Genomic DNA, 20,430 nt, shown 5'->3' with positions numbered 1-20,430 from the left:
AGGGCACCGGATGCGTCAGAATGGTGCCGTGGCGCGCCCCGGTTCCCCGTTCTCCCGCCGCCGCCGACCGGCCACCCCGGTACCGGGGCCCGGCGCGACGAAGCAGCTGCCCGTGCCCGCCCCCGCCCCCGCCCCCGCCCCCGCCCCCGCCCCCGCCCCCGCCCCTGGCCCGTTCGCCTACGAGCCGCGTCGCCGCTACCCCTGGCACGACGATCCCGACTACGACCCCGCCCTGCACCGCCGCGATCCGCTCCCACCGCCGTCCTGGACGCCGGGGCCACCGGATGCGCGCGACGAGGTCCCGTGGACCGCGGCAGGTCCGCCGCCGGTGGAGGAGGCGCCGGTGGAGCAGGCGCCGGTCGAGGAGGCGGCGGTGGAGCCGCCTGCGGACGCGCCGCCCACCCCGCGGATGCCGCGCAAGCTGACCGTCACCCGGGTCGCCGCCCTGCGCAGCCGCCAGATCACCGGCAACGGCATCCGCGCGTTCCACCGCGCCGCGAGCGCCGACGGCGCCGACCGTTCCGGGCTCACGGCGCTGACCTACGCCACGATGATGACCTACGCGGTCGACGCCGCGGTGGCCGTCGCGCTGGCCAACACGCTGTTCTTCGCCGCGGCCACCGCGGAGAGCGTCACGAACGTGGCGCTGTACCTGGCGATCACCGTCGCCCCGTTCGCGGTGGTCGCCCCGGTCATCGGGCCGTTGCTCGACCGGCTGCAACGGGGCCGCCGCGCCGCGCTCGCGGTCGCGTTCGGCGGGCGCGCGGTGCTCGCCGTGGTCATGGCGCTGAACTACGACAACTGGCTGCTCTACCCGGCGGCGCTGGGCGTGATGGTGCTCAGCAAGTCCTTCCACGTGCTCAAGGCGGCCGTCACGCCGCGCGTGCTGCCGTCGCGGATCACCCTGGCCACCACGAACTCCCGGCTCACCACGTTCGGGCTGATCGCGGGTGGGGTGTTCGGCGGCATCGCAGGCGGGTTCACCCTGCTGTGGGGCTCGCCCGGCGCGCTGTTCTACACCGCGGCGCTCGCCGTGGTGGGTGCGGCGCTCTGCCTGCGGATCCCGCGCTGGGTCGAGTCGACGGCGGGCGAGGTGCCCGCCGCGCTGCGCAGCACGGCGCGCGGGCGGCGGCAGCCGGTCGGGCGCGGCGTGGCCGTCGCGCTGTGGGGCAACGGGTCGATGCGTTTCCTGACCGGGTTCCTCACGCTGTTCGTCGCGTTCACGGTGCGCGAGCAGGCCGGGGGCGACCCGGCGCAGCAGCTGTACCTGATCGGCATCGTCGGCGCGGCCGCCGGGCTCGGCTCGTTCAGCGGCAACGCGGCCGGTTCGCGGCAGCGGTTCGCCAAGGTCGACACCGTCGTCGTCGGCTGTATCGCGGTGGCCGTCGCCGCCGCCGTCGTGGCGGCCGTGCTGCCCGGGATCGCCACGGCGGCGTTCGTCGCGCTGGTGGCCTCCACCTGCAGCGCGCTCGCGAAGGTGTGTCTCGACGCGGTCATCCAGCGCGACCTGCCCGAGCAGTCGCGCGCGTCGGCGTTCGGCCGCTCGGAGACCGTGCTGCAGCTCTCCTGGGTGTTCGGCGGCGCCCTGGGGGTGCTGCTCCCGCACGACACCTACGGCGTCGGGTTCGCCATCGCCGCCGCGATCGTCGCGCTCGGCGGCGTGCAGACCGCGCTGCTCGGGCACGGGCGCAGCATCCTGCCGTTCCTGGCGGTCCGCGGTCAGTAGGGTGGCACCGGTGTTGCGCCGCCTCGCCCTGACCGCGCTGGCCCTCGTGCTGGTGGCCGGGTGCGGGGCCGGCGACCCGCCCGAGGTGACGTTCGCGGCGGGCGGCGCCGAGGTCGTCGCCACCCCCACGCAGTACTGCGAGGACGACTTCGTGACCTGCCGCAACGACCCGGCCGCGCCGGTGGACCTGGCCGTTCCGGCGGGCACGCCGCTGGTGGTCACGGTGCCCGACCGCATCGCCGACACGCCGTGGCAGGTCGTGTTCACCTATCGCACGGCCGCGGGCGAGCCGGTGGACGAGCGCACCGGTGTCTTCTCCCCCCAGGAGCGGCAGAGCTACACGCTGGAGCTGCCCGACCCGCAGGCGGAGCTGGTGACCGCGCAGGTGCAGCAGTTCGGGCCGCCCCCGCAGCTCGACGACGCCGGGGAGATCGTGTTCCCGATCCGGGCGAGCTGGGTGCTCACGGCCGCGGCGTAGCCCGCGCAGTCCGGGCTCCCGCGCGCAGTCGGTGGTTCCGCGCGCCGGATGGCGTTCCGCGCGCCGCCGGCAGCGCGCGAGCCCCGGTCCGGCGCGCGAGCTGCAGCCGGGTGCGCGTGCCGCGGCCGGGTGCGCGAGCCGCGGTCGGGCGCGCGTGCCGCGGTCCGGCGCGGCTCAGCCGTCGAGGTCGCGGGCGACGACCCGGACCACCTCGGCCGCCAGCTTGGCGGTCTTGCGGTCGGGATAGCGGCCGCGCCGCAGGTCCGGCTGAATCTTCGTGTCCAGCAGCCGGATCATGTCCTCGATGAGGCTGTGCAGGTCCTCCGCCGGACGCCGGGTGGCCTCGACCACCGAGGGCAGGGCGTCGAGCAGCTTGACCTGCAGGGCCTGCGGTCCCCGGCGGCCCTCGGCCAGGCCGAACTCGACGCGCTGGCCCTGCTTGAGCCCGTCCACACCGCGCGGCAACGCGGCCTTGTGCACGTAGACGTCCGCCCCGCCGTCCTGGGAGAGGAAGCCGAAGCCCTTCTCGGCGTCGTACCACTTGACCTTGCCGCTCGGCACCTGGTTCACCCGTTCCTCGATCGGTTCCCGCCCTGCGCACCGGCACGACGAACGCGCCCTGGTGCCTGGGCCGCCTTCTGGGCCCGCCTGACGACACCGGGACGCGTCGCACCAGCTTAGACCCGCGACGCCCATCCGTGCAGTCGAAAGCAGAACTACGGATGCCGCGGTCGCCGTGGTCGGCGATCCTGCGCACGTGCTCCTCGACTCCGCGACCCGTCACGAACGGGTCCTGCTCCGCGCCGCCCGGCCCGCGCTCGCCGCGCTGCTGCTCGGCGGACGGCTGGCCGTGCCGATCCGGCGGGTGCCCCGGCTGGGCTGGGTGAGCGCCGATCCGCTGGTCGCCCGCCAGGTCCTCGGCGACCACCGCAGCTTCACGCTGGTGGCCGAGGGCGGTGTCGGGCACCTGTGGGCCCAGGTGCTCGGCGACTGGGTCTACGACCTGTTCGACGGCCCCGGCCACCACGACCTGCGCACCCGCGCCCGGGACCTGTTCACCGAGGCCACGGCGGCGGAGCTGGTCCGGGGGGCGTGGGACGCGCGGCTGGCGACGGCCCGTGCCGCGCTGGCCGCGGGTGATCCCGTCGACGTCGCCGGCCTGGCCCGGGTGCTCGTCGGCCGGATGCTCGGCTCGCTGCTCGGTCTGGGGACCGGCACCGACGAGGACGCCCGCAGCCTGTTCGCGACCGGCGAGCGACTGGCCGCCATCGCGCTGGGCAGCGCGGCCGACACCACGCTCGGCCCGGCGTCGGTGGCGGAGGCGAAACGCATCGTCGACGAGCTGACCGCCGGAGTCCCGGCCGCGTGGCGCACCGCCGGGCCGGAGTCGCTGCTGGGTCGCTGCCGGGAGCTGGGCCTCGGCCTGCGGGAGACGACCGGGCTGTCGGCGTTGCTGATGGTCGCGGGCACCGAGACCGCGGCGTCGGCGATGGCCCGCACCGTGGCCCTGCTGCACGACACCGGGGAGCAGCACCGCCTGCTCGCGGAGCCCGCGCTGCTCCCCGTCGCCGTCCGGGAGGGCCTTCGCGTGACCACCCCCGCACCGGTCATCGGGCGCTCGGTACGGCGCGACGTCACCGTGGCCGGGCGTCGGCTGCGGGCCGGCGAGCGGATCATGCTCCTGACCTGGACCGCGAACACCGCCCCCGGTGGATTCGACCTGGCGCGGCCCTACCTGCCCGCCAACCGCCAGCTCTGGTTCGGCGCAGGCCGCCACCTCTGCCTCGGCGCCGCCCTCGCCCGGGCGGAGCTGGGTGCACTGCTGCGGACGATGACGGCCGCCGGGCGTCCGTGGCGGGTGGAACGCCGCATCCCGCAGCGCCGGGCCCTGATCCCGACCTACCGCGAGCTGGTCGTCCGGCAGGCGGACGACCAGCACCGACCGGCGCCGGTCGGCCCACGGCCGTGATCAGCGGTTCGGAACCGGCAGCCGCGCCCCGGCACGCTGCGTGTTCCCGGACGCCGATCACCCGACCGGCACCGGTCGGCACCCGGCGGCGGCCGCGGCGCTCAGGCGTTGCGCACCGCCGCCGCGTCGCCCAGGTCCAGCATCTCCACGCTCTTCTCGCGCATCTCCACCTTGCGGACCTTGCCGGTCACCGTCATCGGGAACTCCGAGACCACCAGGACGTAGCGGGGGATCTTGTAGTGCGCCAGCTTGCCGGTCGCGAACTCGCGCACCGCCTCCGCGGTCAGCTCGGGGGCGCCCTCGCGCAGGGTGACCCACGCGCACAGCTCCTCCCCGTACCGGACGTCGGGGACGCCGATGACCTGGGCGTCGAGGATGTCGGGGTGGGTGTAGAGGAACTCCTCGATCTCGCGCGGGTACACGTTCTCGCCGCCGCGGATGACCATGTCCTTGATCCGGCCGGTGATGTTGAGGTAGCCCTCGTCGTCCATGATCCCGATGTCGCCGGTGTGCATCCAGCGGGCGGCGTCGATGGCCTCCGCGGTCTTCTCCGGCTCGTCCCAGTAACCGAGCATCACCGAGTAGCCGCGCGTGCACAGCTCCCCGGGCGTGCCGCGGGGCACGGTCAGGCCCGTGTCGGGGTCGACGACCTTGACCTCCAGGTGTGGCCCGACCCGGCCCACCGTGGACACGCGGCGCTCCAGCGAGTCGTCGGCGCGGGTCTGGGTGGACACCGGGGAGGTCTCGGTCATGCCGTAGGCGATCGCCACCTCGGACATGCCCATCCGGTCGACGACCTGCTTCATCACCTCCACCGGACAGGGCGAGCCCGCCATGATCCCGGTGCGCAGCGAGGACAGGTCGTGGTCGCCGAACGTGGGGTCGTTGAGCTCGGCGATGAACATGGTCGGCACGCCGTAGAGCGACGTGCAGCGCTCCGCGGCGACGGCGTGCAGCGTGGCCTTCGGGTCGAAGCCCGGTCCGGGGATCACCATCGTGGAGCCGTTGGAGGTGCAGGCGAGGTTGCCCATCACCATGCCGAAGCAGTGGTAGAAGGGCACCGGGATGCAGACGCGGTCCTCGGGTCCGTAGTCGCAGAGCCTGCCGACGTTGTAGCCGTTGTTGAGGATGTTGTGGTGGCTCAGCGTGGCGCCCTTGGGGAAGCCCGTGGTGCCCGAGGTGTACTGGATGTTGATGGGGTCGTCCGGGCTCAGCCCGGCCTGGTACCGCGCCAGCTTCGCCCGGTCGCCGCCGCGGCCCGGCTCCACCAGCGCGTCCCAGTCCGGGGTGCCGATGAGCACCACCTGCCGCAGGTCGGGGCAGTTCGGCCGGACCTCGGTGATCATCGCGGCGTAGTCGGAGGTCTTGAACGCCGTGGCCGCGACGAGCACCGAGATCCCGGCCTGCTTGAGCACGAACTCCAGCTCGTGCGTGCGGTACGCCGGGTTGATGTTGACCAGCACGACACCGATCTTCGCGGTGGCGTACTGGATCAGCGTCCACTCGGCCACGTTCGGCGCCCAGATCCCCAGCCGGTCACCCTTGGTCAGGCCGGCGGCGAGCAGCCCGAGCGCGACGGCGTCGACCTCCTCGCGCAGCTGCCCGTAGGTCCAGCGCCGCCCGGTGGGCACCTCGACGAGTGCCTCGACGTCGGGCTGGGCGAGTGCGGTCCGGTCGAAGTTGTCGCCGATGGTGTCGCCGAGCAGCGGGGTGTCGGACACCCCGGAGGCGTACGAGGGCACGGCAGGTGCAGCGGTCACGGGGGAATGGCCCTTCTTGCGGCGTGTGGTTCACCCCACATCCTGCGACGGGTCACGCTCCGTCGCCACCTCCGGATGGGGAGGCGCGCCGGGAACCCGCTGGATCCGCGGCGATACCCTCGGCGGATGCACGACCCCCGCGTCCTGCTCGATCCCGCCACCGACGCCGCGCGCAAGCTCGCCCGGCGCGGTTTCACCCTGGACACCGCCTCCCTGGAGGCGCTGCTCGTGGCCCGCAACGCCGCCATCGGCCGCGGTGACGACGCGCGCGGCGAGTCCAAGCGCGTCGCCACCTCGGTGAAGGGTGCGTCGCCGCAGGAGCGTCCGGCCCTGGTCGAGCGCGCGCGCGAGCTCAAGGGCGTGATCAGTGCGGCGGAGGAGGAGCACCGCACGCTGGAGGCGCGGCTGCAGGAGTTGCTGCTCGGCATCCCGAACCTGCCCAGCGACGACCTCCCCGACGGCACGTCCGACGCCGACGCGGAGCTCATCCGCACCTGGGGCGATCCCGGCGCGTGCGCAGGCACCACCGATCACGTCGACCTCGGCGAGAAGCTGGGCATCCTCGACCTCCCGCGCGCGACCAAGCTGGCCGGCCCGCGCTTCGCGGTGCTGCGGGGCAGGGGGGCGAAGCTGGAGCGCGCGCTGGCGCGGTACTTCCTCGACCTCGCCGAGCAGCACGGCTACACCGAGTTCTCCGTGCCCACGCTGGTCAACGCCACCACGATGACCGGCACCGGCCAGCTGCCGAAGTTCGAGCAGGACCTGTTCCGGACCGGGGTGGGCGAGCGGGACCTCTACCTCATCCCCACCGCCGAGGTGCCGCTCACGAACCTGCATGCCCGGGAGACCCTCTCGCTCGAGGACCTCCCGCTCGCCTACACCGCGCACACCCCGTGCTTCCGCTCGGAGGCCGGCTCCTACGGCCGCGACACCCGCGGGCTGGTGCGGCTGCACGAGTTCTCGAAGGTCGAGCTGGTGCGCATCGTCGACCCCGCGCGCTCGCGCGAGGAGCTGGAGCTCCTGCTCGGGCACGCCGAGGCGTGCCTGCAGGGTCTCGACCTCGCCTACCGCGTGGTCAAGCTGGCCGCGGGCGACATCGGGTTCTCGGCGGAGTTCACCTACGACATCGAGGTGTGGCTGCCCGGCCAGCAGGCGTTCCGCGAGATCGCCTCGGCGTCGGACTTCGGCGTGTTCCAGGCCCGCCGGGCCGGGATCCGCACCAGGGCCAAGGACGGCACCCGCGGTCTCGCCGCCACGCTCAACAGCTCGGGGCTCCCGATCGGCCGCACGCTGGTGGCCGTCCTGGAGCAGGGCCAGCAGCCCGACGGCTCGGTCCGCGTCCCCCCGGCGCTGGTGCCCTACACCGGCTTCGACGTGCTGGAACCCGGCTGAGCCCCGGCTCCGGCTGAGCGAACGGCACTCTCGCCCAACCAGGTTCGGGTGAAGGTGCCGTTCGCTCGACGGGCCGGGGGCCTAGCGCACCGTGTAGGGCCCCGTCGAGGTCGCGTGGTAGCCCTTGGCCCCGACCGCGACGGCCAGTGGGCTGCGCGGGTCCTCGCCCGCGGCCAGCGCGTCGAGCGCGCGGCGGAAGTCGTGGCGCGGTGCCCAGCCCAGGTCGCTCCGCGCCCGCGCGTTGACGTACACCCGCTCGATCCCCGGGAACATCCGCCAGCCCAGCCGGGCGTAGAGCGGCGCCGCGTCCGGGAACAGGCGCTCCACCACGGCGGGGGCCTCGGTGGGCAGGTCGGCGAGGTCGTCGCGGGTGAAGGGGGTGGTGGCACTGACGACGTAGCGCCCGAACCCGATCGCGGGTGCCCGGTCGAGCGCGGCCCGGTGCGCGTCCACGACGTCGGCGAGGTCCACGCGGCGGTACAGCAGCTCGTTGACCTTCAGGTTGGCGTCCGGGTAGGCGGCCCGGGCGTCGTCGCGGTCGTCGCCCTCGGGGAAGAACCGGGAGGTGCGCAGCACGACCACCGGCAGCCCGTGGTCGCGGTGCACCAGCTCGCACAGGTCCTCGGCCGCGGTCTTGGTCACGCCGTAGACGTTGCGCGGCACCGGCACCACGTCCTCGGTGATCCACGCGGCCGGCTCGCCCGGTGCCGGGGCCAGGGCCCGGCCGAACGTGCTGGTCGTGCTGGTGAACACGAACCGGCCGACGCCGGCGGTCACCGACTCCTCCAGGAGCGTCAGCGTGCCGGTGACGTTGGTGTCGACGAACGCCTGCCGCCCGTGCGACCCCACGTGCGGTTTGTGCAGCGTGGCCGCGTGCAGCACGGCGTCGACGCCCTGCACCGCCTGCCGGACCACGGCGCGATCGGCCACCGACCCGACGACCGAGGTGTGCGGGGACGCGAGCACGTCGAGCCCCACGACGTCGTGCTCGGCCCCGAGGACCCGCACCAGCGCCTCGCCGAGATGACCCGAGCTGCCCGTCACGAGAATCCGCACGCGCCATGCCTAGCAGCGGCGACCACCTCCTGGCGAGGCGGTTAGAGCCCGCCGGTGTTGAGCAGCAGGTCGGGGGTGCCGCCGGTGCCGCCGCCGTCGACCACGCCCTCGGTGGCGTTGTCCACGATCCACTCCTCGACGGTGCTGCTGGCCGCGTCGCCGAAGGCCTGCTTGTAGAGCGCGGCGACACCCGCCGCGTGCGGAGCGGCCATCGAGGTGCCGCTGTAGGACGCCGTCCCCCCGCCGGGGATGCTGGAGACGATGCCGGTGCCGGGGGCGTAGAGGTCCACGCACTCTCCGGTGCTGGAGGACTCCGCCCGCCGGTCGTCGATGGTGGAGTTGGCGACCACCAGCACCCCGTCGGAGGCGCGGGGGGCGACGCCGCAGTCGTCGCCGCCGGTGTTGCCGGCCGAGGACGCCACGAAGATCCCGCGCCCGACGAGCTCGCCCACCGCGGCGATCAGCACGTCGGACGGGCCGTAGCTCCACGACATGACGGCCACCGACGGCCTGGTCTGGTTGCGCGCCACCCAGTCGATGCCGGCGAGCAGCGAGGACAGGGTGCCCGCGCCGGTGCAGTCGAGCACCTTGACCGACCGCACCTGCGCCTCCTTCGCCACCCCGAAGTCGCGGGCCGCGGCGATCCCCGCGACGACCGTGCCGTGCCCGTCGCAGTCCCCGGCGATGTCGTCGATGGTGTTCACTCCGCTCTCCGCGCGCCCACCGAACTGGGGGTGTGTCACGTCGATGCCGGTGTCGAGCACGTAGACGGTGACGCCGGCGCCGGTGGCCTCGGTCGTGTAGCTGCGCGACAGCGGCAGCTCGCGCTGGTCGATGCGGTCGAGTCCCCAGTTCGGGGGGTCGGCCTGCACCCCCTCGGTCAGGGACTCGTCCAGCGGTTGCGCGCGGGGTTCGAGGGGGCTGATGCGCCGGTCCTGCTCCACCCCGATGACGCCGGGTCGCTTCTCCAGCTCCAGCACCTGGGCCCGGGACAGGCGGGCGGCGAACCCGGCGAACGCGCGCTCGAACAGCAGCCGGGGTGACACCCCCAGCTCCCGTGCCGCGGCCCGGGCCTCGGCCGCCGTGCTGGCGTGCACCACGTAGTCGGCTGCGAACTCGTCGGGATCGGGCTGGGTGGCCGAGGCGGCGGGACCGACCACGGCGGTGAGGCAGAACAGGGCGATCACCAGCGGGGCGATGCGCAGCGACAGGCGACTCACGGACAGCGACGCTACGTGCACCGCCTGATCGCCGACAGTGACACGATCGGGGCTCGGGTGACAGCAGTGACCCATGGGGTGACGGTGGGTTGACAATCCACCCGAAGCCGAGGGCGCCCGGAAGGGTCACCCGGTGAGCGGCCCGCCTCCTGCACCGTGCACGGTCACCTCCACCGACTTGATGACGAAGAACAGCCGTGACCCGGGCACCAGCGCGAGGTCGGCGACGGCGGCCGGGGTAACGTCCGCGGCCAGCCCCGCCACCCACTCGGGACCGCCCCGGGGCGACGCTGCGCGCAGCCGCACGACGTCGCCGCGCGGCTCCATCGCTTCCAGCACCACCTCGACCGTCGTGCGCGGGCTGCCCTTGGGCGGCTCCGGGAACACCGCGACCGCGGACGGGGAGAACACCGCCACCGCGGAGGTGCCCTCCGCCAGTGCCTCCTCGCTGTGACCGGAGACGATCCGACCGTCGGCAGTACGTACTCCACCCTCGGTGGCCGTGCCGGGCACCAGGTTGAGGCCGGCCACCCGCGCGGCGAACGCGCTGCGCGGGCGGGTGAGGACGTCGCGGGTGGCGCCCTCCTCCACGACGGAGCCGCCGGTCACGACCAGCACCCGGTCGGCGAGCACCAGCGCGTCCAGCACGTGGTGGGTGACGAGCACGGTCGTCCGGCCCGCGTCGCGCACCACGCGGCGCAGCAGCGCCCGCATCGCCGGGGCGGAGTCGACGTCCAGCGCGGAGAGCGGTTCGTCGAGCAGCAGCAGGTCGGGCTCGCAGGCCAGCGCCCTGGCCAACGCCACCCGCTGGGCCTGACCGCCGGAGAGCTGTGACGGCCTGCGGTCGGCGAGCTCGGCCACCTCGACCTCGCCGAGCCAGTGGTGCGCGACCCGGTCGGCCTCGCGGCGGTCGACGCCCGCACAGCGCGGCCCGAACGCGACGTTGGCCGCCGCGCTCAGGTGCGGGAACAGCAGCGCCTGCTGGGCCAGCAGCCCCACGCGACGCCGGTAGGTCGGCACCGCGACCCCCGCGGAGGTGTCGGTGAGCACGCGGTCGCCGAGCTGGACCCGGCCCCGTTCGGGCCGTAGCAGGCCGGACAGGATGCCGAGGATCGTGGACTTCCCGGCGCCGTTCGGCCCGAGGATCGCGAGCACCTCACCCGGTTCCACGCGCAGCGTCGCGTCGAGGGTGAACCCGGCGCGCTCCAGCCGGAGCTCGGCCGACAGTCCCGTCCCGGCACTCACCGGGCCCCCAGCCCCTCCGCCGCCCGTGGCCGTGCCACCGCGATGACGACCACCGCCACGACCACCAGCACCAGCGACAGCGCGATCGCCCCGTCGACGTCGGCCTCGCGCTCCTGGTAGACCAGCAACGGCAGCGTCCGGGTGGTGCCCTGCAGGCTGCCCGCGAACGCGATGGTGGCGCCGAACTCACCCAGCGCCCTCGCGAACGCGAGCACCAGGCCCGAGCCCAGCCCCGGCAGCACCAGCGGCAGCGTGATCCGCCGGAACACCGTGCTCGGCGAGGCCCCGAGCGTGGCCGCCACCGACTCGTAGCGCTCGCCCGCCGTGCGCAGGGCCCCCTCCAGGGACACGACGAGGAAGGGCATCGACACGAACGTCTGCGCGAGGACCACCGCGACCGTCGTGAACGGCACGGTGAACCCGGTCCACAGCTCCAGCACCTGCCCGGCGAATCCGGTGCGGCCCAGCGTGTAGAGCAGGGCCAGGCCGCCGACCACGGGCGGCAGCACCAGCGGCAGCAGCACGATCGGCCGGACCAGCGTCAACCCCGGAAACGCCGAGCGCGCCAGCACCGCGGCCAGGGGCCCCCCGAACAGCAGGCACAGCAGCGTCGAGGTCGCCGCCGTGCGCAGCGACAGCTCCAGCGCGGACAGCGCGGCCTCACTGGTGACCAGCTCGGGCAGCCGGACCAGGTCCGCGCGCACGATCAGGCCGACGACGGGCAGCGCGATCAGCGCGAACCCCACCCCCGCCGGGATCCACAGCCAGCGGGGCAGGCCGACGGCGACGCCGTGGCGGTCGGCGCGGGCCCGCCGCCGCGGGGCCGTGGCCGTCACGGGGTGCCGAAGCCGGCGGTCTCGAAGACCGCGGCTCCCTCGGGGCTGAGCACCAGCTCGACGAACGCCGCGGCCAGCTCGGGCTGCGGGGCGTTCGCCAGTGCCGCGATCGGGTACTCGTTGAGCGCCGCGTCGGACTCGGGGAAGTCGACGCCGTCCACCTGGTCGCCGGCGGAGATCACGTCGGTCACGTAGACCAGGCCGGCGTCGGCCTCACCGGAGGTGACCTTGCTCAGCACGGAGCGCACGTCGGGCTCCTCGCTCACCGGGGCCGGCGTCACCCCGGAGGCCGCCTCGACGGACTCGGTGGCCGCCCCGCAGGGCACCTGCGGGGCGCACACGACGAGCGTGATCTCCGGGTCGGTGAGGTCGGCGAACGTGTCGATGCCCTCGGGGTTGCCCGGAGCCACCGCGATCTGCAGCCGGTTGGTGACGAACACCTGGGGCTCGCCCTCGGCCAGCCCGGCGTCGGTCACCACCGTCATCCGGGAGTCGTCGGCCGAGGCGAACACGTCGACGGGTGCGCCGTTGACGATCTGGCTCGACAGGTCCGACGACCCGGCGAAGTTCAGCACCACGTCGACGCCCGGGTCGGCCGCCTCGAACCGCGCCTCCAGCTCCGTGAACACGTCGGTGAGCGACGCCGCGGCGGACACGGTGAGCGTGCGATCCTCCGGGGACGCCGTGCCGCCCCCGCAGCCGGCCAGCAGCAGCGTGGTGGCCACAGCGCCGGCCGCCAGTACGCGCATCCACATGGTTCCTCCGGGGCTCCACGATCACGTGGGTCGACTTGATCACAGCGTTGGTGAGGTGCGCTGCTTCGGGCCGGTTCCTGGCATCGAGCGGGGACAGCATAGAGGATCCGGAACTGCGGCACAGGTAGGATAATATATCCGAACGTGCGGTGAGTGCCAGCCGGTCGATCGTGCATTGCGGTTGTCGGGCTTCGGGCGGGTGCCGGGCGCGCTCCGCCGTTCCCGCGCGCCGATCATGGGCCGTGCGCGGGCACGCCGGTCGTGTGATGGGCGAGACGGGTGGCGGCCGGGTGCGCGCGGCCGTGACCGGACCTGTCCACCTCGGGGTACTGCCCCTGTCGGGATCCCGTGGTGTGATGCAGGCGTGGACTTCGAACCCAGCGCCGTGGCCGCCGACTACACCAAGCGCATGCGCGCCTTCCTCGACGAGAAGGTCCTCCCCGCGGAGGTCGCCTACGACGCGTTCCGGGCCGAGCGCCGGGGCACGCCGCAGGAGTGGGACCTGCCGCCCGTCGTCGAGGAGCTCAAGGTCGAGGCCCGCGCGCGGGGGCTGTGGAACCTGTTCCTGCCGAGCCTCTCGGGGCTGTCGAACCTGGAGTACGCAGCGGTCGCGGAGGTGTCGGGCTGGTCGCCGGTGATGGCGCCGGAGGCCATCAACTGCCAGGCGCCCGACACCGGCAACATGGAGACGCTGCACCTGTTCGGCACGCCCGAGCAGCAGGCGGAGTGGCTGCAGCCGCTGCTCGACGGGCAGATCCGCTCCGGGTTCGCGATGACCGAGCCCGACGTCGCGTCGTCCGACGCCACCAACGTGCAGACCACCATCCGCCGGGACGGCGACGAGTACGTCATCTCGGGGAGGAAGTGGTGGATCTCCGGCGCCGCCGACGAGCGGTGCAGGATCTTCATCGTCATGGGCAAGACCGATCCCGAGGCGGCCACGCACCGCCAGCAGTCGATGGTGCTGGTGCCCCGCGACACCCCCGGCCTGACGATCACCCGGCACCTGCCCACGTTCGGCTACCAGGACCAGCACGGTCACTCCGAGCTGAGCTTCGACGACGTCCGCGTGCCCGTGTCGAACCTGCTCGGTGAGGAGGGTGGCGGATTCGCGATCGCGCAGGCCCGCCTGGGGCCCGGGCGCATCCACCACTGCATGCGCCTGATCGGCATGGCCGAGCGCGCGATCGACCTCATGGTCCGGCGCGCGCAGAGCCGGGTGGCGTTCGGCAGGCCGCTGGCCGAGCAGGGCGTCGTGCGTGAGCAGATCGCGCAGTCCCGGATCGAGGTGGAGCAGGCTCGGCTGCTGGTCTACAAGACGGCGTGGCTGATCGACCGCTACGGCGCGAAGGGCGCGGCCACCGAGATCGCCGCGATCAAGGTGATCACCCCGCGGATCGCCTGCGACGTCATCGACCGGGCCATCCAGATCCACGGCGGCGCCGGCATGAGCGACGACACGCCGCTGGCCTACTTCTACGTCTGGGCCCGTGCCCTGCGTCTGGCGGACGGGCCCGACGAGGTGCACCTGCGCACCGTCGCCCGGCAGGAGCTGGGCCGCCACGGCTGAGCCGTCTGCGCGGACTGTCCCGGCCGGGGCGCGTGGGCGATCGCCGAGTGGGCGAGTGTCCGCGCCGGGCGGCAGGCGACGCGCCAGGCGGCAGCCGTGAGGCGACTCGGCTCACCTTTCGGGCAGCCGGATGGCCTAACAGCACTTGCAGGTGCGGGTGCATGTGCCCATCGCCTCCGCGTCTGCGGATAGCGGTATTCGTGCTGGTGACAGCGCGATTGAAGGCCGATCCGGGCGGTTACGCTCATGGTGTGACGGCATCCGAGCTCGGCCTCCCCGCAGTGCGGCGGGCCACCACCCGAGACCCGGCCCGCCCCGACGACGCCCGCCTGATCGACACCTTCGGGCGCGTGGCGACGGACCTGCGGATCTCGCTGACCGACCGCTGCAACCTGCGCTGTTCCTACTGCATGCCCGCCGAGGGCCTGGACTGGATGCCGCGCGACGAGCAGCTCACCGACGACGAGCTCAACCGCCTCATCGCCGTCGCCGTGCGCGATCTCGGGGTGCACGAGCTGCGCTTCACCGGCGGCGAGCCGATGCTGCGCAAGGGCCTGGAGGGCGTCGTCGCCGCCTCGGCCGCGCTCGAACCGCGCCCCGACATCTCCCTGACGACCAACGGCATCGGCCTCGCCCGCCGGGCCGAGTCGCTCGCCGCCGCCGGGGTCAACCGGCTCAACGTCTCGATGGACACACTGCGGCCCGACCGGTTCGCCACGATCACCCGCCGCGACCGGCTCTCCGACGTGCTGGACGGCCTCGCCGCGGCCCGCGCCGCGGGCCTCGGCCCCGTCAAGATCAACACGGTGCTGCTGCGCGGCGTCAACGACGACGAGGCCTGCGAGCTGCTGCGCTTCGCGGTCGAGAACGGCTACGAGCTGCGCTTCATCGAGCAGATGCCGCTCGACGCCCAGCACGGCTGGGAGCGCACCGAGATGATCACCGCTGGTGAGATCCTGGAGAAGCTGCAGGCCGAGTTCACGCTCACTCCGGACTCGGTCGACCGCGGCGGCGCCCCGGCCGAGCGCTGGATCGTCGACGGCGGCCCGGCCGCGGTCGGCGTCATCGCCTCGGTCACCCGCCCGTTCTGCGGGGCGTGCGACCGCACCCGCCTCACCGCCGACGGGCAGGTGCGCTCGTGCCTGTTCGCGCGCACCGAGACCGACCTGCGCGCGATGATCCGCGGCGGTTGCACCGACGCCGAGATCGCCGACACCTGGCGCAACGCCATGTGGGGCAAGCTGGCCGGCCACGGCATCGACGACCCGGGCTTCCTGCAGCCGGACCGCCCGATGAGCGCCATCGGGGGCTAGGGAGGATGGACACCGTGACCTCTCCTGCCACGACCATCACCGTCGCCGTCCGCTACTTCGCCGCCGCCCGCGCGGCTGCGGGCGTGGAGTCCGAGAAGGTGCAGCTTCGCGCGGACGCCACGGTCGAGGCAGCCCTCGCCGCGCTGCGCGAGCAGCACGACCCGGAGTTCGCGCGCGTGCTGGACCGCTGCAGCTTCCTGCTCGACGAGGTGGCCGTCCGCGACCGCTCCACCCCGCTCGGCCCGGACGCCACCCTCGACGTGCTGCCCCCCTTCGCCGGCGGCTGAGTCCATCGCACGCGGTGCGGGGAACTCCGCGCAGCGCCAGGCGTCTCGCGCATTGCGGCGCCCCGCGTGCAGGCCGGGGCGTCGCGGGCTCGCCGGGTTCGCATGCCGACCGGGGTTCCGCGCGCTGGTCGGGGTTTGGCGCGCCGGGCACGGTTTCGCGCGCGGGCAGGGGATTCGCGCGCGGGCAGAGGTTTGCGCGCTGGTCGGGGTCCCGCGCGCTGTCGGCGCCGCGCGGGACGCCGTTCGGCGCGCACAGTTGCGGTTGCGGTACGGGGTCCGGTCAGCCCGGACCGGCGAGGATCTCCTGGTAGCTGCGGATCCCGCCGACCGACCCCGCCGCGAGGACGGCGTGCGCCACGGCCCGGGAGACGGCATCGGCCGCCGCGGCCTGCAGCGCGAACAGCTCCGGCGGCTCCGGGGGCGGGCGCGTGGCCGTCGACAGTCCGAACACGACGTCGCCGTCCATGATCGTGTGCACCGGCGAGACGGCACGGGCGAGCCCGTCGTGGCCCATCGTGGCGAGCCGCCCGCAGCCGGCCTTGTCCAGCGTGATGTCGGTGGCGACCACGACGAGTGTCGTCGCCGTGCCCGGCGACGGCGCCTGCGGGGCGGCCCGCAGCACGGCCCGCGCCGTCTCACCGACGGTGATCGGCGCGAACTCCCCCGGCAGCCCCATCCGCATCCCGAGCGGGACGCCGGTGTCCGGGTCGATCGCCGACCCCACCGCGTTCGCGACGACGAGCGCCGCCACCACCGCTCCACCGTCGAGCACCGACGACGCCGTGCCGACCCCACCCTTGAGCCCACCGACGACGGCACCGGTCCCGGCGCCGACCGCGCCCTGCGCGAGCGGCCCGCCGGTGGCGGCGTCGTGGGCGGCGGCCCCGAGGTCGGCGTCCGGGCGGGCCGAGAAGTCACCGCCGCGGCCCAGGTCGAACAGCACCGCACCCGGCACGATCGGCACCACCCCACCGGGCACCGGGAACCCGATGCCCGCCGCCTCCAGCCGTGCGACCACCCCGCCGGCGGCGGCCAACCCGTACGCGCTGCCACCGGTCAGCACGACCGCGTGCACGCGCTGGACGGTGGCACCGGGATCGAGCAGGTCGGTCTCGCGGGTGCCGGGCGCCGAGCCCCGCACGTCGACGCCGGCGACCGCGCCGCCGGGCGGGGCCAGCACCACGGTGGTGCCGCTCAGCGCACCGGGCCGGTCCAGCGCGGCGTGCCCGACCCGCAGGCCGGGCACGTCGGTGAGGGCGTTGTGCGTGCCGGGTTCCATCGACCCATCCTGGTGGCCGATATCCGCCGGACCCAGCCCCCGCGCGGCGAGAGGGTGGTCACATGAACGAGCCTGCGCGCTCCCCGTCCACGGCGGCCCTCGACTGGTCCGCGCTCGAGTGCCGCCTCGACACCGACGGCGTGGCGACGACCCCGCCGCTGCTCAGTGCACAGCAGTGCGCCGAGGTGTCCGCGATGTTCGGTGACGACGCCCGCTTCCGCAGCACGGTCCACATGGCCCGCCACGGGTTCGGGGAAGGCAGCTACCGCTACTTCGCCGACCCCCTGCCGCCGCTGGTGCAGCAGCTGCGTGCCGAGCTCTACCCACCGATCGCGGCCGTCGCGAACCGCTGGGCGGCGCGCCTGGGCGAGGACCGGTTCCCCACCGATCTCGACGCGCTGCTGGTCGAGTGCGCCGCGCTCGGCCAGCACCGGCCCACCCCGCTCGTGCTGCGCTACGGCCCCGGCGGCTACAACTGCCTGCACCAGGACGTCTACGGCGACCTCACGTTCCCGCTGCAGCTCCTGGTGATGCTCAGCCGGCCGGACGAGGACTTCACCGGCGGCGAGAGCGTGTTCGTGGAACAGCGCCCGCGCCGGCAGTCCCGGCCCATCGTGCGGCGACCCCGCCAGGGGGAGGCGGTGATCTTCCCGGTGCGGCACCGCCCGCGACGGGGCGCCCGTGGCTACGGCCGGGTGCAGTTGCGTCACGGGGTGAGCGCCGTGCACAGCGGCGAGCGGTACGTGCTGGGCGTCATCTTCCACAACGCCCGCTGAGAACCTCCGGCCCGGCCGGCCGGCCGCACCGCCGGTCACCTGCCCGGTCCCACGGGTCGGGCGGGCGCACCGGCGCGGCCGCGTGGACTGCCGGGTCGGGTCGCCACGCGGGCGGGCAGGATGGGGCCATGACCCTGCACGGCAACCTGCTCGGACCCGACCCCACCTACCTGCCCGTCGACCCGGCCGCGGCCGAGCTCGACGGCGGCACCGACCCGGCGAAGGTGGCCGCGGCCCACCCGACGTCGGCGATCGCGTGGGCGCAGCTCGCCGAGAACGCCCTCGCCGCAGGCGAGACGATCACCGCCTACGCCTACGCCCGTACCGGCTACCACCGCAGCCTCGACATGCTGCGCCGCAACGGCTGGAAGGGCTTCGGCCCGGTGCCGTGGGCGCACGAGCCCAACCGCGGCTTCCTGCGCGCGCTCGCCGCACTGCACCGCGCGGCGGTCGCGATCGGGGAGGCCGACGAGGCCGAGCGCACCGCCACCTTCCTCGAGGAGTCCGACCCGGCCGCGCCCGCTGCGCTCGGACTGGCCTGACCGGTGCGTGGCCGTCGCCTGCGCGCCCAGCTGCGGGTACGCGGCAGGCGCGTCGCGGTGTCGGCGCTGCCGATCCTGCAGTGCGCGGTGGCCGCGGGGCTGGCGTGGTTCGTCGCGAGCGACCTCGTGGGGCACACCCGCCCGTTCTTCGCCCCGATCGCGGCGGTCATCTCCCTGGGCCTGTCGCTGACGAGCCGGCTGCGCCGGGTGGCCGAGCTGGTCGTGGGCGTGAGCCTCGGCGTGCTGGTCGGCGACCTGCTCATCTCCCAGATCGGCAGCGGCGCCTGGCAGATCACGCTGGTCGTGGCGCTCGCGATGGCGCTCGCCGTGTTCACCGACGGGGCGACGCTGCTGGTGGCGCAGGCCGGGTCGTCGGCGGTCCTGGTCGCCACGCTGCTCCCACCCGGTGACGTCGGCGGCCTCGACCGCTGCGTCGACGCGCTGATCGGCGGCGTCATCGGCGTCCTGGTGGCCGCGCTGATCCCGACCGACCCGGTGCGCCCGGTGCAGCGTGGGGCCCGGGCGTTGCTCGACGAGCTGGCGGCGGTGCTCGCCTGCACCGCCGACGCGCTGCGCACCCGCGATCCGGCCGCCGCCGCGGTCGCCCTGCAGCAGGCCCGGGCCAGCCAGCCACTGATCGACGAGCTGCGCAGCGCCCTGCGCGGCGGACACGAGGTCACCACCGTCGCCCCGATCTACCGTCGCAGGCGTCGTCAGCTGGGCCGGTTCAGCGAGCTGGCGGAGCGCTCGGACTACGCGATGCGCAACGCCCGCGTGCTGGCCCGCCGCACCTACCAGGCCCTCTGCGACGACGAGCCGGCCGCTCCGGAGCTGGCCGACGCGCTCGGCGAGCTCGCCGCGGCCGTCGGCACCCTCACCGCGGAGCTGGGCAGCGAGGGCGACCGGGAGCGGGCCCGCGAACCGGTGCTCGACGTCGTTCGGCACGCGGTGGTGCTGTCGGAGGCGTGGACCCCCGGCCCGTCGGAGCAGGTGATGGTGGCCCAGCTGCGCTCGATCGCGCTCGACCTGCTGCAGGCCACCGGCATGACCCGCGACGAGGCCCTCCGCGCGATGCGGACCCATCCGTCGGGACGGTGACCAGTGGGCACCGACGGGCGGGTGACCGGCCGCCCCGCATGGGGCACAGTCATGGCGTGTCCCGTGTCGTCCTCGCCGTCGACGGCAACTCGATCGTGCACCGCTGCTTCCACTCCCAGGCGCGCACCGGGTTCCGGTCGGTCGACGGGCGTCCGCGGTGGGCGGTGCGCGGGCTGCTCTCGCAGCTGGTCGCCGCGGCGGATCGCCTCGCGCCGGACGCGATCGTCGTCGGCTTCGACGACCCGGACGCCAGCGTGCGCCGCGAGCGCTGGCCGCAGTACAAGGCCCAGCGCGCCGAGAAGCTCGGCACGCTCGTCGAGCAGCTCGACGCCGCGGCCGAGGTGCTGCGCGCGCTCGGGATCGCCGTCGTCGTGCCACCGGGGTGGGAGGCCGACGACGTGCTGGCCTCGGTGGCCCGCCAGGCGCCCGCGGCCGGTGCGACGACCGTCGTCATGACCTCCGACCGCGATGCGTTCGGCCTGATCGACGACCACACCAGGGTGCTGCGGATCATCAACGGCGGGGTCGACGCCTCGCCGCTGCTCACCCCAGACCGCCTGGTCACGCTGCTGGGCGTGCACCCCGGGCAGTACCCCGACTTCGCGGCGCTGCGTGGCGACCCGTCGGACAACCTTCCCGGCGTGCGCGGGTTCGGGCCCCGCACCGCGGCCCGCCTGCTCGCTGCTCTGGGCGGGGCCGAGGAGGCCTTCGCCGATCTGGACGCGGGCGGCACCCGGGTCGTCGCGGCGGTCGGCCCGGCGTGCGCCGCGCGGCTGGCCGGGTCCCGGGCGTCGTGGGAGCGCAACCGTCAGGTCATGGCCATGCGTGACGACGTGGAGATCGACCTCGACGCGGGGCACCTCCCGCTCCCCGTGGACGCCGTGCGTGCCGCGTTCGTCGCGCTGGACCTGCCCTGGACCGCAGCGACGGCACTGCGCGTGCTGGCCCACGACGAGACCGCGCCGCCCCCGCCGCCGCGGGCGTTGCTTGGCTGTAGCACTCTGAACTGGCCCCACCGTTCTTCTCGGTTCTGGCCCCACCAGGGGTCGGGTGTGGTGCGGGTGTAGCACTCGGAGTTGGCCCCACCGAGGCGATGTCGCCCGGCGACACGCCGGTTCGGTGCTGCGC

At 74.4% G+C, this 20,430-nt stretch carries 19 protein-coding genes; 11 read left to right on the top strand and 8 right to left on the bottom strand.

Annotated features, from left to right (window positions below; genetic code table 11):
• The first annotated feature begins 28 nt into the window (after positions 1–28).
• Entirely contained in the window at positions 29–1,726 is a 1,698-nt protein-coding gene (locus Q1K26_RS25085) for an MFS transporter (protein WP_300018001.1), read from the top strand.
• 10 nt (positions 1,727–1,736) lie between these two features.
• Complete coding sequence (locus Q1K26_RS25080; RefSeq protein WP_300017998.1) at positions 1,737–2,204, top strand: DUF2771 family protein; 468 nt, start codon at positions 1,737–1,739, stop codon at positions 2,202–2,204.
• Between the two features lie 174 nt (positions 2,205–2,378).
• Here the strand turns inward: Q1K26_RS25080 and Q1K26_RS25075 are convergent, their stop codons facing one another.
• Positions 2,379–2,765 carry a cold-shock protein gene (locus tag Q1K26_RS25075; RefSeq protein WP_300018432.1) on the bottom strand — a complete coding sequence of 129 codons (387 nt, stop codon included), beginning with the start codon at positions 2,763–2,765 and terminating at the stop codon, positions 2,379–2,381.
• Positions 2,766–2,961: 196 nt separating this feature from the next.
• On the opposite strand from Q1K26_RS25075, the gene Q1K26_RS25070 reads away from it, so the two are divergent.
• Positions 2,962–4,173 (top strand): cytochrome P450, encoded by a 1,212-nt coding sequence (locus Q1K26_RS25070; protein WP_300017995.1) that lies wholly within the window; start codon positions 2,962–2,964, stop codon positions 4,171–4,173.
• Positions 4,174–4,274: 101 nt separating this feature from the next.
• Here Q1K26_RS25070 and Q1K26_RS25065 read toward each other — a convergent pair whose 3' ends face one another.
• The gene (locus Q1K26_RS25065) at positions 4,275–5,933 is read right to left on the bottom strand and encodes an AMP-binding protein (protein WP_300017991.1); all 1,659 of its coding nucleotides are present in this window, start codon (positions 5,931–5,933) and stop codon (positions 4,275–4,277) included.
• Positions 5,934–6,059: 126 nt separating this feature from the next.
• On the opposite strand from Q1K26_RS25065, the gene serS reads away from it, so the two are divergent.
• A complete protein-coding gene (gene serS / locus Q1K26_RS25060; RefSeq protein WP_300017988.1) occupies positions 6,060–7,325 on the top strand; it encodes a serine--tRNA ligase in 1,266 nt (421 codons plus the stop codon).
• An 81-nt stretch (positions 7,326–7,406) separates the two neighbouring features.
• Here the strand turns inward: serS and Q1K26_RS25055 are convergent, their stop codons facing one another.
• From Q1K26_RS25055 to modA, 5 genes are all read right to left on the bottom strand, one after another.
• A complete protein-coding gene (locus Q1K26_RS25055) occupies positions 7,407–8,381 on the bottom strand; it encodes an NAD(P)-dependent oxidoreductase (protein ID WP_300017986.1) in 975 nt (324 codons plus the stop codon).
• 41 nt (positions 8,382–8,422) lie between these two features.
• A complete protein-coding gene (locus tag Q1K26_RS25050; RefSeq protein ID WP_300017983.1) occupies positions 8,423–9,601 on the bottom strand; it encodes a S8 family peptidase in 1,179 nt (392 codons plus the stop codon).
• Positions 9,602–9,727: 126 nt separating this feature from the next.
• Positions 9,728–10,846 (bottom strand): ATP-binding cassette domain-containing protein, encoded by a 1,119-nt coding sequence (locus Q1K26_RS25045; RefSeq protein WP_300017980.1) that lies wholly within the window; start codon positions 10,844–10,846, stop codon positions 9,728–9,730.
• On the bottom strand, positions 10,843–11,622 hold the full coding sequence (locus Q1K26_RS25040; RefSeq protein WP_300018430.1) for an ABC transporter permease: 780 nt from the start codon (positions 11,620–11,622) through the stop codon (positions 10,843–10,845). Before Q1K26_RS25040 ends, Q1K26_RS25045 begins: the two co-directional genes overlap by 4 nt.
• 56 nt (positions 11,623–11,678) lie before the next feature.
• A complete protein-coding gene (modA, locus tag Q1K26_RS25035; protein WP_300017977.1) occupies positions 11,679–12,431 on the bottom strand; it encodes a molybdate ABC transporter substrate-binding protein in 753 nt (250 codons plus the stop codon).
• A gap of 370 nt (positions 12,432–12,801) precedes the next feature.
• Between modA and Q1K26_RS25030 the strand changes: the two genes are divergently transcribed.
• The 3 genes from Q1K26_RS25030 to Q1K26_RS25020 all read left to right on the top strand — a co-directional run bounded on the left by Q1K26_RS25030 (position 12,802) and on the right by Q1K26_RS25020 (position 15,607).
• Entirely contained in the window at positions 12,802–14,007 is a 1,206-nt protein-coding gene (locus Q1K26_RS25030; RefSeq protein WP_300017974.1) for an acyl-CoA dehydrogenase family protein, read from the top strand.
• A gap of 281 nt (positions 14,008–14,288) precedes the next feature.
• On the top strand, positions 14,289–15,320 hold the full coding sequence (gene moaA, locus Q1K26_RS25025) for a GTP 3',8-cyclase MoaA (RefSeq protein WP_300018427.1): 1,032 nt from the start codon (positions 14,289–14,291) through the stop codon (positions 15,318–15,320).
• A 5-nt stretch (positions 15,321–15,325) separates the two neighbouring features.
• Positions 15,326–15,607: a MoaD/ThiS family protein gene (locus Q1K26_RS25020; protein WP_300017971.1), complete on the top strand. Its 282-nt coding sequence runs from the start codon at positions 15,326–15,328 to the stop codon at positions 15,605–15,607.
• Positions 15,608–15,887: 280 nt separating this feature from the next.
• Here the strand turns inward: Q1K26_RS25020 and Q1K26_RS25015 are convergent, their stop codons facing one another.
• Positions 15,888–16,886, bottom strand: coding sequence for a P1 family peptidase (locus Q1K26_RS25015; protein WP_300017968.1), 999 nt, complete (start codon positions 16,884–16,886; stop codon positions 15,888–15,890).
• Positions 16,887–16,948: 62 nt separating this feature from the next.
• Here Q1K26_RS25015 and Q1K26_RS25010 point away from each other — a divergent pair, with 62 nt between their 5' ends.
• The 4 genes from Q1K26_RS25010 (at position 16,949) to Q1K26_RS24995 (ending at position 20,369) form a co-directional block, all read left to right on the top strand.
• Positions 16,949–17,662, top strand: a complete 714-nt coding sequence (locus Q1K26_RS25010; RefSeq protein ID WP_300017965.1) for a 2OG-Fe(II) oxygenase — start codon at positions 16,949–16,951, stop codon at positions 17,660–17,662.
• A gap of 128 nt (positions 17,663–17,790) precedes the next feature.
• Positions 17,791–18,204 (top strand): DUF3151 domain-containing protein, encoded by a 414-nt coding sequence (locus Q1K26_RS25005; RefSeq protein WP_300017962.1) that lies wholly within the window; start codon positions 17,791–17,793, stop codon positions 18,202–18,204.
• Between the two features lie 3 nt (positions 18,205–18,207).
• Positions 18,208–19,302, top strand: coding sequence for an FUSC family protein (locus Q1K26_RS25000; protein WP_300017959.1), 1,095 nt, complete (start codon positions 18,208–18,210; stop codon positions 19,300–19,302).
• 56 nt (positions 19,303–19,358) lie between these two features.
• A complete protein-coding gene (locus tag Q1K26_RS24995; RefSeq protein ID WP_300017956.1) occupies positions 19,359–20,369 on the top strand; it encodes a 5'-3' exonuclease H3TH domain-containing protein in 1,011 nt (336 codons plus the stop codon).
• Positions 20,370–20,430: the final 61 nt, after the last annotated feature.

Origin of the sequence: Pseudonocardia sp. (genome assembly GCF_029263155.1) — a bacterium.
In the GTDB taxonomy this organism is placed as follows: domain Bacteria; phylum Actinomycetota; class Actinomycetes; order Mycobacteriales; family Pseudonocardiaceae; genus Pseudonocardia.
This window is presented reverse-complemented; position numbering and strand designations above follow the sequence as displayed.

What these genes read in the sequence shown, in the direction of transcription:
- serS (WP_300017988.1), top strand. Translation starts at nt 6,060, where the DNA reads ATGCACGACCCCCGCGTCCTGCTCGATCCCGCCACCGACGCCGCGCGC.
- modA (WP_300017977.1), bottom strand. Translation starts at nt 12,431, where the DNA reads ATGCGCGTACTGGCGGCCGGCGCTGTGGCCACCACGCTGCTGCTGGCC.
- Q1K26_RS25020 (WP_300017971.1), top strand. Translation starts at nt 15,326, where the DNA reads ATGGACACCGTGACCTCTCCTGCCACGACCATCACCGTCGCCGTCCGC.
- Q1K26_RS25015 (WP_300017968.1), bottom strand. Translation starts at nt 16,886, where the DNA reads ATGGAACCCGGCACGCACAACGCCCTCACCGACGTGCCCGGCCTGCGG.
- Q1K26_RS25010 (WP_300017965.1), top strand. Translation starts at nt 16,949, where the DNA reads ATGAACGAGCCTGCGCGCTCCCCGTCCACGGCGGCCCTCGACTGGTCC.
- Q1K26_RS25005 (WP_300017962.1), top strand. Translation starts at nt 17,791, where the DNA reads ATGACCCTGCACGGCAACCTGCTCGGACCCGACCCCACCTACCTGCCC.